The sequence below is a fragment of the Brevundimonas sp. genome, assembly GCF_024711105.1.
Classification (GTDB): Bacteria; Pseudomonadota; Alphaproteobacteria; order Caulobacterales; family Caulobacteraceae; genus Brevundimonas.
This window is the reverse complement of the sequence record NZ_JANJTL010000117.1, coordinates 16840-30931: the sequence shown is the minus strand read 5'-3', so window position 1 is coordinate 30931 and position 14092 is coordinate 16840. Positions and strand designations below refer to the sequence as shown.

Below are 14092 nucleotides of genomic sequence, written 5' to 3'. Positions count from 1 at the left end.
TCCGAATACGTCGAGATGGTCGTCGACGCCGCGGACCGCGGCGACGGCATGCGCCTGCGCGAGCTGATCTCGGCCCTGCATCCCGCTGACGTCGCCGACCTGCTGGGCTTCCTGTCGGCCGAGCATCGCGCCGAGGTCGTGCCCTGGCTGCCGCCGGACCTGCTGGCCGAGACCCTGCCCGAACTCGACGACGGCGTCCGCGAGGACGTACTCGAGATGGTCGAGCCCGGCGCCCTGGCCGAGGCGCTTCAGGAGCTGGACTCGGACGACGCCACCGGCATCGTCGAGGACCTCGAGGACGAACAGCGCCGCGCCGTGCTGGCGGCCATGCCCGACGCCGAGCGCGCGGGCATCGAGAACGCCCTGTCCTATGAGGAGGACACCGCCGGCCGCCTGATGCAGCGCGAGGTGATGGCCGCGCCCCAGTTCTGGAGCGTCGGCGACGCCATCGACCACATGCGGACGCACGGCGAGGAGCTGCCGGAGCTGTTCTTCGACATCTACGTCGTGGACCCCGGCTATCGCCCCGTCGGCGCCATTCCCGTCAGCGGCCTGCTGCGCGCGCGCCGCGAGGTGAGGCTCTCGGAGATCATGGAGCCGATCAACGAGATCGCGGTCGACCAGGACCAGGAAGAGGTCGCCTACATCTTCGAGAAGTACCACCTGATCTCGGCCCCCGTGATCGACAAGGGCGGCCGCCTGGTCGGCCAGATCACCGTCGATGACATCGTCAACATCATCCAGGAAGAGAACCAGGAGGACATCCTGGCGCTCGCCGGCGTCAGTGACGCCGGCCGCGACGCGAACGTCATGGAGGTCGTGCGTTCGCGCATCCCCTGGCTTGCGGTGAACCTCGGGACCGCGCTGATCGCGTCCACGGTGATCGGCGTGTTCCAGGCCGAGATCGAGCAGCTTGTGGCGCTGGCGGTGCTGATGCCCGTGGTCGCCTCGATCGGCGGCAACGCGGGCACCCAGGCCCTGACGGTCGCGGTGCGGGCTCTCGCCATGCGCGAGGTCTCGGCGGCGAACGGTTGGCGCATCCTGCGCCGGGAGATGGCCGTGGGCCTCGCCAACGGCCTGGCCATCGCTGTGCTGCTCGCGGGCGTGACCTGGCTGTGGCAGCGCAACGAGTTGCTGTCGGTGGTTATTGGTCTGGCGGTGGTGATCAACCTATTGGCGGCGGCGCTGGCCGGGACGCTGGCGCCGCTGGCGCTCGACCGGCTCGGACGCGACCCGGCGGTGTCCTCGCCCGTCTTCGTCAGCTGGGTGACCGACACGGTCGGATTCCTGGCTTTCCTCGGCCTGGCGGCCTTGATCCTGCTGTGATCGTGACGAGCTAGGGTGTCGGCGCGCCCCTTGCTGGCTCCCTCATGGGGCGAGCCGTCTTGTCCCATTACGGGTCACGCCTGAAGGACCGAAATGTCGACGCGTCTGAAGATGTCACGCCAGGGCCTGGAGCTTCTCAAGAGCTTCGAGGGTCTCCGCCTGACCGCGGCGCGACTTCCTGACGGCCGCTGGACCATGGGGCACGGCCACACCCAGTACGCGCGCGAGGGCGCGACGATCACCGCCGAGGACGCCGAGGCCCTGCTCCTCTACGACCTGATCCCGGTGGTGGCGGCCGTGAACGAGGCGCTTGAGGTGGAGGTCACTCAGCGCCAGTTCGACGCCTTGGCCTGTTTCGCCTTCAACGTCGGTCTGGAGGCATTCCGCCAGTCGGAGGTCCTGACGAGGGTCAATCAGGAACGGATGACCGAAGCGGCCCTCGCCATGGCTATCTGGCGGTCGGGCGCCTTCGGGGGCAAGCCGATCGTGCTGGACGCCCTGGTCCGTCGCCGCTCGACCGAAGGCGGCATGCTGCTGGACGGTGCGCCGTCCCCGGCCCCGACCCCGATGGTGACGCCGACGGTTGATCAGTCCGCGCTTGCGGCCCTGCCCGACACGCCGCCGGCTGCACTTGAGATCGACTTCACCGCCGAGGTCGCGGAGGTGCGGATCGTGGAGGCGCCGGTCGAGCCCGCGCCGGGCCACATCGAGATCGTCATCGGCGCCCCGGACGATGTTCCCGCCGACACGCCGACTCCTGCCGACATCCCCACCGACGTCACACCGGCCGAGGCGGCCCCTGACACGGAGGCCGAAGCCGAGGCGGTCCCCGAGACGCCGGCTGTGGTCACCGAGGCCAGCAGGGCTGCGCGGATCTACGCTTCCTATCCGCCCGAGCCCTTTGCTCCGGTCGAGGCGGCGGAGCCCGAATTCGAGGACGCCGTCCCGCTCAATGTCGCGCCGGAGACCGATCCGGTCGTCACCGCCGACATCTCCGAGCCCCCGCTTGTGCTGATCCTGACGCCACCGCCCGAGGTGACCAGCGAACCGCCGGCGGAGTCCCTCCAGCCGCAGGAGCCGGAAGCCCCGGCCGACCATCCCGCGCTCTTTGGCGAAGCCGAAGCGCAGCCTCTCGAGGAAGGCCTGATCCTGGTCGAGGCTCCACCCGAGCCCGAGGCGAAGGCTGGCCGCTGGAGCGAGACCGCCGCCTACTTCGGCATGGGCGCGGTCGGCCTGGTAGCCTTCGGCGCCGGCATCGCCGGTTTCCAGCTGGCCGACGCCAGCGAAGTGCCCGGCGGCTTCAATGAAAAGACGGTGATCGGCTGGGTCCTGGTCCTGATCGGCGTGATCTGCGTCTGGATCGCCTCCTACAACCTGTTCAAGCGGCTGGGCGGGTCCGAGGACTGACGCTTGGCGAGGCCCGGCGGACGGTGCTACGCCGCCGCCATGAGCATTCCCAACGCCCCCCAATCCATGGATTTCGGCCTCGGCGAGAACGCCGACGCGATCCGCGAGACCACGGCCCGCTGGGCCGCTGACCGGCTGGCGCCGCGCGCTGCCGAGATCGACGAGAAGAACGAGTTCGCCCGCGACCTCTGGCCCGAGATGGGCGAGCTGGGCCTTCACGGCATCACCGTCGAGGAGGAATACGGCGGCCTGGGGATGGGCTACCTCGAACACGTGGTGGCGATGGAGGAGGTGTCCCGCGCCTCGGCCTCGATCGGCCTGAGCTACGGGGCCCACTCCAATCTCTGCATCAACCAAATCCGCCGCTGGGGCACGCCGGAGCAGAAGCAGAAATACCTGCCCAAGCTGATCTCGGGCGAGCACCTGGGGTCGCTGGCGATGTCGGAGGCCGGCTCGGGTTCGGACGTCATGTCGATGCGCACGCGCGCGGAGAAGAAGGGCGACCGCTACATCCTGAACGGCACCAAGTTCTGGATCACCAACTCGCCCACGGCCGACACGCTTGTCGTCTACGCCCGCACGGGCGAGGGCAACGGCGGGGTCACCACCTTCCTGATCGAGAAGGGGATGAAGGGCTTCAGCGTTTCCAAGAAGCTCGACAAGATGGGCATGCGCGGCTCCGACACCGCCGAGCTGGTGTTCGAGGACTGCGAGGTTCCGGAGGAGAACGTCATGGGCCCGGTTGGCGGAGGCGCCGGGGTGCTGATGAGCGGCCTCGACTATGAGCGGACGGTGCTGTCCGGCGGCCCGCTGGGCATCATGCAGGCGGCGCTGGATGTGGTCCTGCCCTACGTTCGCGAGCGCAAGCAGTTCGGCAAGGCCATCGGCTCCTTCCAGCTGATGCAGGCCAAGGTCGCCGACATGTACGTCGCGCTGAACTCGGCCCGGACCTACGTCTACGCAGTGGCGCGCGCCTGCGACGCGGGCCGGACGACCCGCTATGACGCGGCCGGGGCGATCCTGCTGGCCTCGGAGAACGCGGTGAAGGTGTCGCTGGAGGCGGTCCAGGCCCTGGGCGGCGCCGGCTATACGAAGGAATGGCCGGTCGAGCGGTTGGTCCGAGACGCCAAGCTGTACGACATCGGCGCGGGGACCAACGAGATCCGCCGGTTCCTGATCGGGCGGGAGTTGCTGGGGGGGTGATGGCGGCCGCCGCCGCCCTGCGGGTCAACTACGGAGCGATCGATCGCGGCGCTTTCCTAACGGTGCCCAGCCGGGCCGCTCAGCGATTCTGATGACCGCCTAGCGACGACTCAGCGCGAATGGCGTTAACTCCACGCATGGCGGGTCCGCTCACGATTCTGTACCTGGCCGAGGCGGCGCCCGAGGCCGCCGTCCTGTCGTCCGGGGTGCTGGCCCACATGGTGCGAGAGGCGCCCGACGCGCGCTTCACGATTGTCGGCTCGCCCGAGACCGCCCCCCTGTTTCGCGACACGCCGCGGCTTGATCGCCTGATCGTCCTGCCGGGGGAAAGTCGCGCGGACTGGTTCCGCCTGTGGGACCGGCTGAAGGACCGCCGCTGGAGCGTCATCGTGGACATGCGGGGCTCCGAGCTGTCGAAATGGCTGCGTCGCGAGAGACGGGCCGTCCGAGAGCCCTCGCAACTGATCGAGCACGCCGTGGAAGCGGCCTCCCGGGTCCTGAAGCTGGAGGAACCGGCGGCGCCTCACCTGTTCTTCTCGGACGAAACCAAGGAGGCCGCCGACGCCCTGGTAGGCAAGGGCCGCCCGATCCTGGCCGTCGGGCCCGGGGTCGACTGGATCGGCAAGCGCTGGCCGGCTGAGCGATTCACCAAGGTGGCCGCCAAGCTGTTGGGGGACGGTGGTCCGCTTCAGGGCGGGCGTCTGATGCTCGTGGGAGCAGGCGCCGACCGCGACGCCGCCCACACCATCCGCTTCGCCGTGGCGCGTGAGCGCACCATCGAACTGCAGGGCAAGCTCGATCTCCTCCAGACGGCCGCGGCGCTCAGGCACGCGCGCCTGTTCATCGGAGCGGATTCGATCTGGACCCAGCTGGCTGTCGCCGCGGGTGCGCCCGCGCTGGCGGTTTTCGGTCCCTCGAACGAGGCCGTGACCGGCCCGTGGGGCGGCAAGTCCGTGCGGGGATCGCGCTCGCTCGAGGAGTTCCGGGCCATTGACCCGGGCCTGAACCAGCACATCCAGCACATGATGGACGTGCCGGTGGAGCCGGTGCTCGCCGCGGCGATCAAGCTTCACGCCCGCACCGAACCCGAGCCCGTCCTCGAACCGGCTCACGGCTGATCGAAGAAAAAAGGCCCCGGGATTGCTCCCGGGGCCCTTCGTCCTTTTCGGCGTGACGCCTAGCTGAGCGTGCAGCGGGTGCCGCCGCGATCAGCCGAGACCGCGCAGGTCTGGGACTGGACGATGGCGGTGCGCTCGGGGCGGACGACCGCCACAAAGCCTTCGCCGCCGACGCACTTCAGCTCGACCACGTCGCCGGCCATGTTCTCCTCGGCCTGAGCGGCCGACAGGCGACCGACCATGCGGAAGTCTTCGACCTGGCAGGAAGCCATGCTCGGCCGGGTCTCGGCCAGCGCCTGCAGCTGGTAGATGATGTCGGCGCGGGTGGTGAGGGTGCAGCCGCCGATGCGGGCCTGGGCCATAAGGCAGTCGATCTGCTCGGGCGAGCCGGCGCCGTTCGGCAGGAAGGCCACCAGGCCCCACGGGCGGTCCGAGCACTCGAACTCCACCACCGTGCGGCGATCGCCGGAGGTCTCCTGGCGCGGCGTTCCCGCCGACACATAGGCGCAGGCGAAGCCGGCCGAGGCGAGCTGGGCCTGGTACTGCTCGGCCGTGGCCGCAGCGACCACCGTGCCCTCGGTGAAGCGGCAACCGCCGGCGATGCCGCTCGCGGCGGCGCACTCGATCACGCCGTCGAACTGGTTGGACGCGTTGGTGCGGACCATGAAGCCCACGCCGTCGGCGCAGCCGACTTCATAGTAGGTCACGCCCGTGTCGTTGTTGCGGCCGACGCGGCGGCCTTGCGTCGCCTGGCACGAGCGGCCCGAAGGCGCGGCCAGCGCTGCGATCCAGGCGGCCTGCTCCTCGGCGGTGGTGAACTGGCAGGTCTGGCCCGCGGCGACCACCTCGAGACAGGACAGGGTCGAACCGATCTGGCCGTCGGCATTCACGTCGATCCAGTAGCCGTCGGCGTTGGCGCACCCAACCTCGTAGCGCGTCGCGCCCGAGGAGGTGGCGCCGGCCCAGCGGGCCTGGTCCACGGTGCAGGTCAGGCCGGCGCGCGCCGCGTACGGAGCCACGGCGCTGACCACGTCGAGGTTCGAGGCGATGGTGCACTCAGCGCCGACGTCGGCTTCCGGGTTCTCGGCCCGGCGGACAGCCACCGAGGCGTTGTTGGCGATGCAGTTCACCGTCTGGGCGGGATCGGTGTCGAGCAGCAGGAAGCCCGGAGCGCCCTGGCAGGCGATCTCGTAGAGCGTCCGACCCTCATTGTTGCGACCGACGAAGCGGGCGCTGTCGACGGTGCAGTTCAGGCTGTTGCGCTGAACCTGGACGCGAACCGCCTCATTGACCTCCGACTGGCTCGGAATGGTGCGGCCGCGGCCCTGGGCCTGCGCCTGGGCGGGCAGGGCCGTCATGGCGGCTACGGCCAGCAGGCCTCCCACCACCGATAGAATGGAACGTCTCATGGGCGAGGATCCTCGTCTCGTCACAACTGTAGAACCGGCTAAGCGGCCTTGGACCCCCCGGTCAAGCGCAACCACATGACCGACGACCGTGGCCGCAAGATGAACTGAGCCGTATCCGGGATCGTCGAACGACCGACGCCAACAGGCGTCTTTCGCGTTACCGATTGATTCACCATATCTGGCCCACCGTCGAACAAGCACGACGGGCAGGAGTTTTCGCCCCATGCATACGAGAAGCCCCCTTCTGGACGAATTCGCGCGGCTGACCACCGGCGCCATGGGACTGGCCCAGGCCGCCGGGGAGGAGGCCAAGGCGGCGATGCGGGCCCAGGCTGACAAGGTGGCCGTTGAGCTCGACCTCGTCCGCAAGGACGAGCTGGAAGCCCTGCGCGCCGAGGTGGCCGCGCTGCGGGCCGAACTTGCCGCCCTCAAAACCCCTCCGAAAACGGGAACTTCGCGCAGAAGCGCTCGCCCACAGGACGACGCCGGTTGAGCCGAATCTGCGAACGCCCCTATCGTCTCGGCATGACCGAGTCGCCGACCAGGATCGCTACATGAACGCGCCCACGGCCGAGGAACTCGAGGTCCAGCACGATCCCCTGGATATCGTTGAGCATGTTCTCACCGCAGAGAACCTGCCTTTCGACCGGGTGGGCGACGGCGACCTGGCCTTCGCCATCGCCGGCGACTGGAAAGACTACGAGCTGTGGTTCGCCTGGCGACCCGAGGGCGACTGTCTGCAAATCTGCTGCTCCCTGGACCTGAAGGCGACCAAGGCGCGCCGCGCCGCGCTGCACGAGCTGGTGGCCCTGATCAATCAGCGCATGTGGCTCGGCCACTTCGAGATCTGGACCGAGGACGGCGAGATCGTCTTCCGCCACGCCCTGTCTCTGCCTGACGGGGAGCGGCCGACCCTGGCCCAGGCAGCAGCCATGATCGACGCGGCCGTCGAGGCCGCCGACCGGTTCCATCCGGCCTTCGACTTCATGATCCGCGGCGCCAAGAGCCCGGTCGAGGCGCTGGACGCCTGCATGTTCGAGACCGTCGGCTCGGCCTGAGGCCGTGGCCCGCACCCTACTCGTCGGCTGCGGACGGCTCGGGGGCGCCATCCTGGCGGGATGGCGCATGACGCACGCCGTATCCATGAGCGAGCTCGCGATCCTGACGCCCTCGCGCAAGCCGTCGGCCGCCGCAGCCGAGGCCGAGGGCGCGCTCATCAACCCGGACGATCTGTCGGGCGTGGAGCGGACGGTGCTGGCGGTGAAGCCCGGCAAGTGGCGCGAGGTGGCTTCAGGCTTGCGGGCCCGGCTGCCGGGCCAGGGCGCGGTGGTGTCGGTCATGGCCGGCGTGAAGGCCGGCGCCATCAGTGAGGCGCTGGGTCTTCCCGTCGCACGCGTGATGCCGACGACCGCCGTGGCGATCGGCCAGGGCGCGGCCGCTGTCTGGAGCCAGCAGGGCGCGGCAGCGAGCGCGGTTCGCGATCTCTTCGCCCCCATCGCGCGGCTGGTGGAGGTCGGGGACGAACGGCTGATTGACGTGGCCACGGCGGTTTCGGGATCGGGCGCCGCCTACGTCTACGCCTTCGTCAGCGCCATGGCCGAGGCGGGCCGGCGGCACGGCCTGACGGACCAGGCCGCGCTGACCCTGGCCGAAAGCACGGCGCGAGGCGCGCTCGCCATGATGGCGGCGGGGGGTCGCTCGCCCGACGAACTCATCGCCGAGGTGGCCTCGCCTGGCGGAACAACGCAAGCCGCCCTGCGCGTGCTCGAACGGCCCGGGGGCCTGTCAGACCTGATGGCCGAGGCGGTGCAGGCTGCGCTCGACCGGGCGAGGGAACTCGGCGGCTAGAAGCGGCCCTCGGCCAGCCGCCGCGCGAAGCGGCTGAACGCCTGGTTTGCGTCCGACCAGGTCGTCAGGCCGGCGAAGCGGATATCGCTCTCGTACCAGCGGAAGGTGATCGGAACGGTCTGGCCGTCGGCCGTGACCACCTCCCCGGAAATATCCGCACCGCCGATGCCGTGGCTCTCCAGCGAGAGTCCCGGCCTGCGCCGCAACTGCTCGAAGGTAGGGCGATTGGGGCGGACGTCCTCGATGACAAGTCGGATTCTGGCGTCCTCGTAGAGCCCGGAACGGGCCAGGGCTGTCTCGACCTCGCGATCCAGACGTTCCGTCAGGAGGTCCAGGTCGCGCTGGCCATATTCGTCGGCCTGGTCCGCCAGGTCATCGCCGACGAAGACCTCGACCTGTGCGGGTCCAGCTTGCGCGGGTCCAGCCGCGAGAAACAACGAAAGCACCGAGACGCCGATCAGCACGCGCATCGCTAAGCTCCTGTGTGGCCCGAAACCAATATGGCTCAGTCGGCCAGGAAAGCGAGCCTCAGGCGGGCAGGCGAATGGCGGCCTTCAGCCCTCCCAATTCGGACCGCGACAGAACCACGTCACCGCCATGGCCACGGGCCACGTCGCGAGCGATGGCCAGGCCCAGGCCCACGCCCTTGCGGTTCTGATTCCGCGACTCATCGAGGCGGGAGAAGGGCGTGAAGGCCTCCTCGTACTTCTCGGGCGGGATCCCCGGGCCGTCGTCCTCGACGGCGATCTCCACATTGCGCGAGGGCAGGGTGCGCGCGCTGATCCGGACCGCGCGGCCGTGGGCGGCGGCGTTGTCGACAAGATTGGCCAGGGCCCTGCGCAGTCCGCCCGGCCTGACGACGGCGGTCAGGCCGGGCCGCGCCTTGACCGTGACATCGACTCCCAGGCGGCGCGCGTCGGCGGCCGCCGCCTCGCACAGGCCCGCGATGTCGACCGGCTCTGCGGTCTCGCCGGCCTGGCCGCGCGCGAAGGCGAGGTACTCGTCGACCATGTGCTCCATCTCGGCCAGGTCAGCCTGCATGGCGCGTGTCTGCGCCGAGGGCTCGGCCATGGCCAGTTCGAGTTTGAGCCGTGTCAGGGGCGTGCGCAGGTCGTGGCTGACCGAAGCGAGCAAGGCTGTCCGCTGGTCGATATGACGCTGGATGCGCTCCCTCATATCCAGAAAGGCGTGCGCCGCCCGCCGGACCTCGCGGGCGCCGTGCGGCTTGAAGTCGGGCGTCTCGCCCTTGCCGAAGGCCTCGGCCGCGTCCGCCAACCGCTCGATGGCGCGGACCTGGTTGCGGATGAAGAGGATGGCCACCGCCGTGAGCAGCACCGTCGCCCCGCCCAGCCACAGGATGAAGATGTGCCCGCGGGTGGCGAAGGCCCTCTCGCGGGGGGCGTAGATGCGCAATACGCCACCCTCGACCGCCACCTGGATTTCCACGAAGGCGGGATAGCGGGTCGTGTCGAACCAGAACGGCTCGTCGAGCCGGTCTGAAAGGGCGCGTTCCATCGACCGGTCGAGCGCCGCGAAGAAGGCCGGGCGAGGGCGGGTCGGCAGGCTCGCGCCCTCTCGCAGCGCAATCGACAGCTCCATTGACTCCTCGGCGCGCCCCGCCAGCTCCTCGAGGTTTTCGGGCGTGGGATTGTCGCGATAACTCTCCACGGCCCAGGCGATGTCGCCGGCCAGGCCCTCGGACAGTCGGGCGGTCACCGTTTCCCAGTGCGCCTCGAAGAAGGCCCAGGTGACAGCCACCTGCATCAGCGAAACCGGCAGGACGATGATCAGCAGCGCCCGTCCCCAGAGCGACGTGGGCAGCCGCCGCTTGAGCAGCCGCGCCCAGATCTTGCCCGTGGGGCGGGCCATCAGTCAGGCGCCAGCATGTAGCCGACACCGCGCACAGTGGTCAGGTAGCGCGGGGTCTTGGGGTCGTCCTCGATCTTGCGGCGCAGGCGGGTGACCTGGACGTCGACGGCGCGGCCGGCGGCGTCGGCGCCGCTGGACGCCAGCACGTGGCGTTCCACGGGTGCGTTGGCGCTAAGCGCCAGGGTCTTGAGCAGCTGGCCCTCCGCCTCGGTCAGGCGGACGAGCTTCCCGTCGCGGGTCAGTTCCTGGCGCTCCAGGTCGAAGCGGCAGGCGCCGAGCCGCACCTCGCGTGGCGCGCCCTTGGGCGGGCCCGAGCGGCGCAGAATGGCCTCGATACGGAGCAGCAGCTCCTTGGGCTCGAACGGCTTGGCCAGATAGTCGTCGGCGCCGACCGACAGGCCCTCGATCCGGTCGTCGGGCAGCCCGCGCGCGGTCAGCAGCAGGATCGGGGTGTTCGACAGGCCCGGCTGGGCGCGCAGCCAGCGCGCGAAGGCCAGGCCGTCCTCGCCCGGCATCATGACGTCCAGCACCATCAGGTCGAAGTCGAGCATCTCGGTCAGCCGCCGCGCGGCCGTCGCGTCGCTCGCGCCCGTCACCCGAAAGCCCGCGCGCGACAGATACTGCTTGAGCAGGTCGCGGATGCGGTCGTCGTCGTCGACCACCAGCAGGTGCCTCTGGGCCGCGCCCGCGCCAGCCTCGGTCATGGCCGCGCCCCCGCCTTGACCGTGAGGGTCCGTCCGCGTCTAACCGCCCGCGACGGCCGGGAAGAGCCGGGCATGCTGGAGTTCAGGATCAATGGCGTTCGTTCCCATGGACGACCGAGACGGCTGGATCTGGGTCGACGGCGACTTCGTCCCGTGGCGCGAGGCCAAGACTCACGTCCTGACCCATGCGCTCCACTACGGCTCCTCGGTGTTCGAAGGCGAGCGGATGTACTCCGGCCGCATCTTCAAGCTCACCGAGCACACTGAGCGCCTGCACCGTTCGGCCCAACTCCTCGACTTCGAGATTCCGTTCAGCGTGGCGGAGATCGACGAGGCCTGCAAGGCGACCTGCGAGCGCATGGGGCTGGAGGACTGCTACGTCCGTCCGGTCGCCTTCCGCGGCCCCGAGCAGGTCAGCGTCTCGGCCTTCAACACCCGGACCCACGTCGCCATCGCCGTGTGGGATTGGCCCAGCTATTTCGACCCGGAAACCAAGGCCAAGGGCATCCGCCTGGAGTGGTCCAAGTGGCGCCGCCCGGACCCCGAGACCGCGCCTTCGGCGGCCAAGGCGGCCGGCCTCTACATGATCTGCACCCTGTCCAAGATGGCGGCCGAGAAGCGCGGCTACGCCGACGCCATGATGCTGGACTGGCGCGGCTATGTAGCCGAGGCCACGGGCGCCAATGTCTTCTTCGTGCAGGACGGCGTGATCCACACCCCGCCTATCGACGCCATCCTGGACGGCATCACGCGCCAGACGGTGATCGCCATGGCGCAGGCCAAGGGGATCGAAGTGCAGGTCCGCTACATCCGGCCCGAGGAGCTGTCGGGCTTCACCGAATGCTTCCTCACGGGCACGGCTGCGGAGGTCACCCCGGTGGCGGAGATCGGCGAGTACCGCTTCACGCCGGGGGCGCTGTCGCTCGGCCTGATGGAGGACTACGGCCGACTGGTGCGGGGCCTCAGATAACCTCCGGCCCGGCCGCGGCCGGGGCCGCCGCTCGCTCCGCCCGCTGGCGTTCGGCCGCCCGTCGGCGGCTGCGCAGGATCCACCAGACGATCGGGACGATCACCAGGGCGAACGGCAGGACGAAGGCCAGGATGGTCACGATGGCGGCCAGCGCCGTCATGAACACGGTCAGGGCGTTCTCGAGCGCTACGCTCAGCGGATTGGTCGCCGTGTCCGGCGCCAGCACCCCTTCTGACCGGTAGGTCAGGGTGATGCGCGACATCGCCACCCGGGCCCGCATGACCTCCAGCGTCGAGCGGGCGGCGTCGATCTCGCCCTGGACGCGCGCCAGCTCGCGCTCGACCTCCAGGGCCGACTGAAGGTCGCCCGTGCGGGTGGCCAACATGGTCTGCAGCCGGTCGCGCAGGGCGGTCTTGGCGGCCAGATGCGCCTCGGTGTCGATCAGGGCGCGGGTCAGGTCCTCCGTCGATGTCGAGGAGGTGACGATCCGCCCGCCGGCTTGCTGGGCGTCGCCGGCCAGGCCGTTCCGGAACGCCGTCAGCCAGCCCGGCTCGGCGCGGAGCTCCAGCGTCGCCTCGGCCATGTCCTCGCCGACGCGGCCGGAGCGTGAGCCGATGACCTGACAGCGTGCCGGCCCGGCCTGGACGCAGACGCGCTCGTGCCGGGCGGCGAGGGCCGCCACGTTGTCCGTCGGCGCCTCCAGGTCGTAGGCGTAGGCATAGGCCAGCTGCGGGACCTGGGCCTCCGGGACCTCCGGTGCCTCCGCCCCGCTGGCCGAGGCCTCGCCGGCGGCGCGTGCGACGACCTCCGGGCTCGCTGGCGCGATGATTTCCATGTCGACCGAGGCGTCAGCGGTCTCTTCACCGACGATAGGTGTGCCGCTGTCGCAGGCGGCGAGGACGAGGGCGGCGGAGGCGAGAAGCAGGGCGCGGCGCATGGTGTCTCTCCCGATCACGGTTTCGTGATCAGGCGCGCCCCATGTGGCCGGATTTGGGCGAAACCCCGTTTGGATTCAGCGGTAATTGAAGCTGATTGAAATCCGCTTCCGCTTCGCGGCGTTCGCCGGCACTTCGTGCCGCAGCCAGCTTTCCCAGAGGAGCACCGTGCCAGCCCGGGGCTGGACATAGACGAAGGGGCGACGGTCTTGCGGCGCCTGCTCGGTCAAGGTCGGCCGCGCCATCATCAGGGGCAGGCGGGGATCCTCGAACTTCAGGGCGCTCGCCCCCTCGGGCGTCGAGACATAGTAGGTGCCCGAAATCACGCTGTGCGGATGGATGTGGCCCGAGTGGCCGCCCCTGGGGTCGAGTACATTGACCCACAAGCTGTCGAGCCGGGGCTTACGCCCCAGATCCAGCGACAGCTCCCGTGCGAAGATCGCCACCTCGCGGTCCAGCAGGCGTTTCAGGCCGCCGAAGGCGGGATCGCGCACCGGCAGGTCGTCGAGCGAGGCGTAGGATGTGTAGCCGGGATAGGCGCTGTCGCGGCTCCAGGCCCGGCCCGCGCCGTCCTCCTGCGCCAGCTCCAGGCAGGCGCGCTCGAGCTCGTCATTCAGACGCGCGAAGTCCGGCGCCTCGGCCAGGCTCGATTCGCGGATCAGGGTCGGGAACAGGGCGCGTGTCGTCATCCGCGGCGCAATAGCACAGGGCTGAACCAAGGGCGCGAGGTGGAGTTTTCAGTCCGTGGACTGCTGAAAGAGGCCGCCCGATGAGCCAGGCGCCGTACCCCGACGATGTCCGACCAGCGGAGCCCCGCTCCTTCGCCGGGCCCGACTGGACCTCGCATCCCCGCGCGATCCGCCGCCTGCCCAATGGCGATCTGGTGCCGGCACGGCGCTATGACGAGGCCCTGGCGCGCATGGAGGCCGAGCAGATGACCCGTCTAGGCGAGTCGCTCGAAGGCCGGTTCTGACGGGAAAAGATGGTCGGAGTGGCAGGATTCGAACCTGCGACCCCTGCGTCCCGAACGCAGTGCTCTACCAGACTGAGCCACACTCCGACTTCACCCCCGGAGACGTTCCCGCGCCCGAAGGAAGGCGGCTTATAGCGACGGCCCCCGGCGGCGGCAAGCGCCCTTGAAAGGCGTGTTGCAAGGTCCGAACGGTTCGGCTATCTCGCCCGCTCCCGGGGCGAACACCCCGGCGGCACCGGTCCTGCTGGGGAATGGTGTAATGGTAACACTGTGGTTTTTGGTACCGTCATTCTAGGTTCGAGTCCTAGTTCCCCAGCCACCGCCCGATGG

At 69.7% G+C, this 14092-nt stretch carries 15 protein-coding genes and 2 tRNA genes; 10 read left to right on the top strand and 7 right to left on the bottom strand.

What is annotated here, in order from left to right:
* The 4 genes from mgtE to Q0M60_RS08790 all read left to right on the top strand — a co-directional run.
* Window positions 1–1326 (top strand): magnesium transporter (gene mgtE / locus Q0M60_RS08805; RefSeq protein WP_296818371.1); only part of this gene is annotated, 1326 nt, incomplete at its 5' end.
* A gap of 93 nt (window positions 1327–1419) precedes the next feature.
* A complete protein-coding gene (locus tag Q0M60_RS08800) occupies window positions 1420–2733 on the top strand; it encodes a glycoside hydrolase family protein (protein WP_296818368.1) in 1314 nt (437 codons plus the stop codon).
* Between the two features lie 39 nt (window positions 2734–2772).
* The gene (locus Q0M60_RS08795) at window positions 2773–3936 is read left to right on the top strand and encodes an isovaleryl-CoA dehydrogenase (protein WP_296818376.1); all 1164 of its coding nucleotides are present in this window, start codon (window positions 2773–2775) and stop codon (window positions 3934–3936) included.
* A 137-nt stretch (window positions 3937–4073) separates the two neighbouring features.
* Complete coding sequence (locus tag Q0M60_RS08790; RefSeq protein WP_296818365.1) at window positions 4074–5054, top strand: glycosyltransferase family 9 protein; 981 nt, start codon at window positions 4074–4076, stop codon at window positions 5052–5054.
* A gap of 59 nt (window positions 5055–5113) precedes the next feature.
* On the opposite strand, the gene Q0M60_RS08785 is transcribed toward Q0M60_RS08790, so the two are convergent.
* Window positions 5114–6463 carry a hypothetical protein gene (locus Q0M60_RS08785; RefSeq protein WP_296818362.1) on the bottom strand — a complete coding sequence of 450 codons (1350 nt, stop codon included), beginning with the start codon at window positions 6461–6463 and terminating at the stop codon, window positions 5114–5116.
* A 223-nt stretch (window positions 6464–6686) separates the two neighbouring features.
* On the opposite strand from Q0M60_RS08785, the gene Q0M60_RS08780 reads away from it, so the two are divergent.
* The 3 genes from Q0M60_RS08780 to Q0M60_RS08770 all read left to right on the top strand — a co-directional run bounded on the left by Q0M60_RS08780 (window position 6687) and on the right by Q0M60_RS08770 (window position 8311).
* Window positions 6687–6956, top strand: coding sequence for an accessory factor UbiK family protein (locus tag Q0M60_RS08780; protein ID WP_296818359.1), 270 nt, complete (start codon window positions 6687–6689; stop codon window positions 6954–6956).
* 61 nt (window positions 6957–7017) lie between these two features.
* Window positions 7018–7521 carry a YbjN domain-containing protein gene (locus Q0M60_RS08775; protein WP_296818357.1) on the top strand — a complete coding sequence of 168 codons (504 nt, stop codon included), beginning with the start codon at window positions 7018–7020 and terminating at the stop codon, window positions 7519–7521.
* Window positions 7522–7525: 4 nt separating this feature from the next.
* Window positions 7526–8311 (top strand): pyrroline-5-carboxylate reductase dimerization domain-containing protein, encoded by a 786-nt coding sequence (locus Q0M60_RS08770; protein ID WP_296818354.1) that lies wholly within the window; start codon window positions 7526–7528, stop codon window positions 8309–8311.
* Here the strand turns inward: Q0M60_RS08770 and Q0M60_RS08765 are convergent.
* Genes Q0M60_RS08765 through Q0M60_RS08755 form a run of 3 tightly spaced genes read right to left on the bottom strand, consistent with a single transcriptional unit; the run spans window position 8308 to window position 10884 of the window.
* A complete protein-coding gene (locus Q0M60_RS08765) occupies window positions 8308–8781 on the bottom strand; it encodes a hypothetical protein (RefSeq protein ID WP_296818351.1) in 474 nt (157 codons plus the stop codon). The genes Q0M60_RS08770 and Q0M60_RS08765 overlap by 4 nt on opposite strands.
* 58 nt (window positions 8782–8839) lie before the next feature.
* A complete protein-coding gene (locus Q0M60_RS08760; protein WP_296818348.1) occupies window positions 8840–10180 on the bottom strand; it encodes an ATP-binding protein in 1341 nt (446 codons plus the stop codon).
* Window positions 10180–10884 carry a response regulator gene (locus Q0M60_RS08755; RefSeq protein ID WP_296818343.1) on the bottom strand — a complete coding sequence of 235 codons (705 nt, stop codon included), beginning with the start codon at window positions 10882–10884 and terminating at the stop codon, window positions 10180–10182. The genes Q0M60_RS08760 and Q0M60_RS08755 overlap by 1 nt, the downstream gene beginning before the upstream one ends.
* Before the next feature lie 91 nt (window positions 10885–10975).
* Here Q0M60_RS08755 and Q0M60_RS08750 point away from each other — a divergent pair, with 91 nt between their 5' ends.
* Window positions 10976–11854, top strand: a complete 879-nt coding sequence (locus tag Q0M60_RS08750; protein ID WP_296818341.1) for a branched-chain amino acid aminotransferase — start codon at window positions 10976–10978, stop codon at window positions 11852–11854.
* Here Q0M60_RS08750 and Q0M60_RS08745 read toward each other — a convergent pair.
* Together Q0M60_RS08745 and Q0M60_RS08740 are read right to left on the bottom strand one after the other, a co-directional pair.
* Window positions 11847–12791, bottom strand: a complete 945-nt coding sequence (locus tag Q0M60_RS08745; protein WP_296818339.1) for a DUF4349 domain-containing protein — start codon at window positions 12789–12791, stop codon at window positions 11847–11849. The two genes, Q0M60_RS08750 and Q0M60_RS08745, sit on opposite strands and share 8 nt — an antisense overlap.
* A gap of 75 nt (window positions 12792–12866) precedes the next feature.
* Window positions 12867–13478 carry a TIGR02466 family protein gene (locus Q0M60_RS08740; RefSeq protein ID WP_296818337.1) on the bottom strand — a complete coding sequence of 204 codons (612 nt, stop codon included), beginning with the start codon at window positions 13476–13478 and terminating at the stop codon, window positions 12867–12869.
* An 80-nt stretch (window positions 13479–13558) separates the two neighbouring features.
* Here Q0M60_RS08740 and Q0M60_RS08735 point away from each other — a divergent pair, with 80 nt between their 5' ends.
* Window positions 13559–13762: a hypothetical protein gene (locus Q0M60_RS08735; protein WP_296818335.1), complete on the top strand. Its 204-nt coding sequence runs from the start codon at window positions 13559–13561 to the stop codon at window positions 13760–13762.
* A 10-nt stretch (window positions 13763–13772) separates the two neighbouring features.
* Here the strand turns inward: Q0M60_RS08735 and Q0M60_RS08730 are convergent.
* Window positions 13773–13849: transfer RNA gene (locus Q0M60_RS08730), tRNA-Pro, on the bottom strand.
* A 158-nt stretch (window positions 13850–14007) separates the two neighbouring features.
* On the opposite strand from Q0M60_RS08730, the gene Q0M60_RS08725 reads away from it, so the two are divergent.
* Window positions 14008–14081: transfer RNA gene (locus Q0M60_RS08725), tRNA-Gln, on the top strand.
* Window positions 14082–14092: the final 11 nt, after the last annotated feature.

Excerpts from the sequence above, each read along its gene's own strand:
- Q0M60_RS08735 (WP_296818335.1), top strand. The coding sequence starts at position 13,559 with ATGAGCCAGGCGCCGTACCCCGACGATGTCCGACCAGCGGAGCCCCGC.
- Q0M60_RS08745 (WP_296818339.1), bottom strand. The coding sequence starts at position 12,791 with ATGCGCCGCGCCCTGCTTCTCGCCTCCGCCGCCCTCGTCCTCGCCGCC.
- Q0M60_RS08775 (WP_296818357.1), top strand. The coding sequence starts at position 7,018 with ATGAACGCGCCCACGGCCGAGGAACTCGAGGTCCAGCACGATCCCCTG.
- Q0M60_RS08795 (WP_296818376.1), top strand. The coding sequence starts at position 2,773 with ATGAGCATTCCCAACGCCCCCCAATCCATGGATTTCGGCCTCGGCGAG.
- Q0M60_RS08765 (WP_296818351.1), bottom strand. The coding sequence starts at position 8,781 with ATGCGCGTGCTGATCGGCGTCTCGGTGCTTTCGTTGTTTCTCGCGGCT.
- Q0M60_RS08790 (WP_296818365.1), top strand. The coding sequence starts at position 4,074 with ATGGCGGGTCCGCTCACGATTCTGTACCTGGCCGAGGCGGCGCCCGAG.
- Q0M60_RS08760 (WP_296818348.1), bottom strand. The coding sequence starts at position 10,180 with ATGGCCCGCCCCACGGGCAAGATCTGGGCGCGGCTGCTCAAGCGGCGG.
- Q0M60_RS08740 (WP_296818337.1), bottom strand. The coding sequence starts at position 13,478 with ATGACGACACGCGCCCTGTTCCCGACCCTGATCCGCGAATCGAGCCTG.
- Q0M60_RS08780 (WP_296818359.1), top strand. The coding sequence starts at position 6,687 with ATGCATACGAGAAGCCCCCTTCTGGACGAATTCGCGCGGCTGACCACC.
- Q0M60_RS08800 (WP_296818368.1), top strand. The coding sequence starts at position 1,420 with ATGTCGACGCGTCTGAAGATGTCACGCCAGGGCCTGGAGCTTCTCAAG.
- Q0M60_RS08755 (WP_296818343.1), bottom strand. The coding sequence starts at position 10,884 with ATGACCGAGGCTGGCGCGGGCGCGGCCCAGAGGCACCTGCTGGTGGTC.
- Q0M60_RS08785 (WP_296818362.1), bottom strand. The coding sequence starts at position 6,463 with ATGAGACGTTCCATTCTATCGGTGGTGGGAGGCCTGCTGGCCGTAGCC.
- Q0M60_RS08750 (WP_296818341.1), top strand. The coding sequence starts at position 10,976 with ATGGCGTTCGTTCCCATGGACGACCGAGACGGCTGGATCTGGGTCGAC.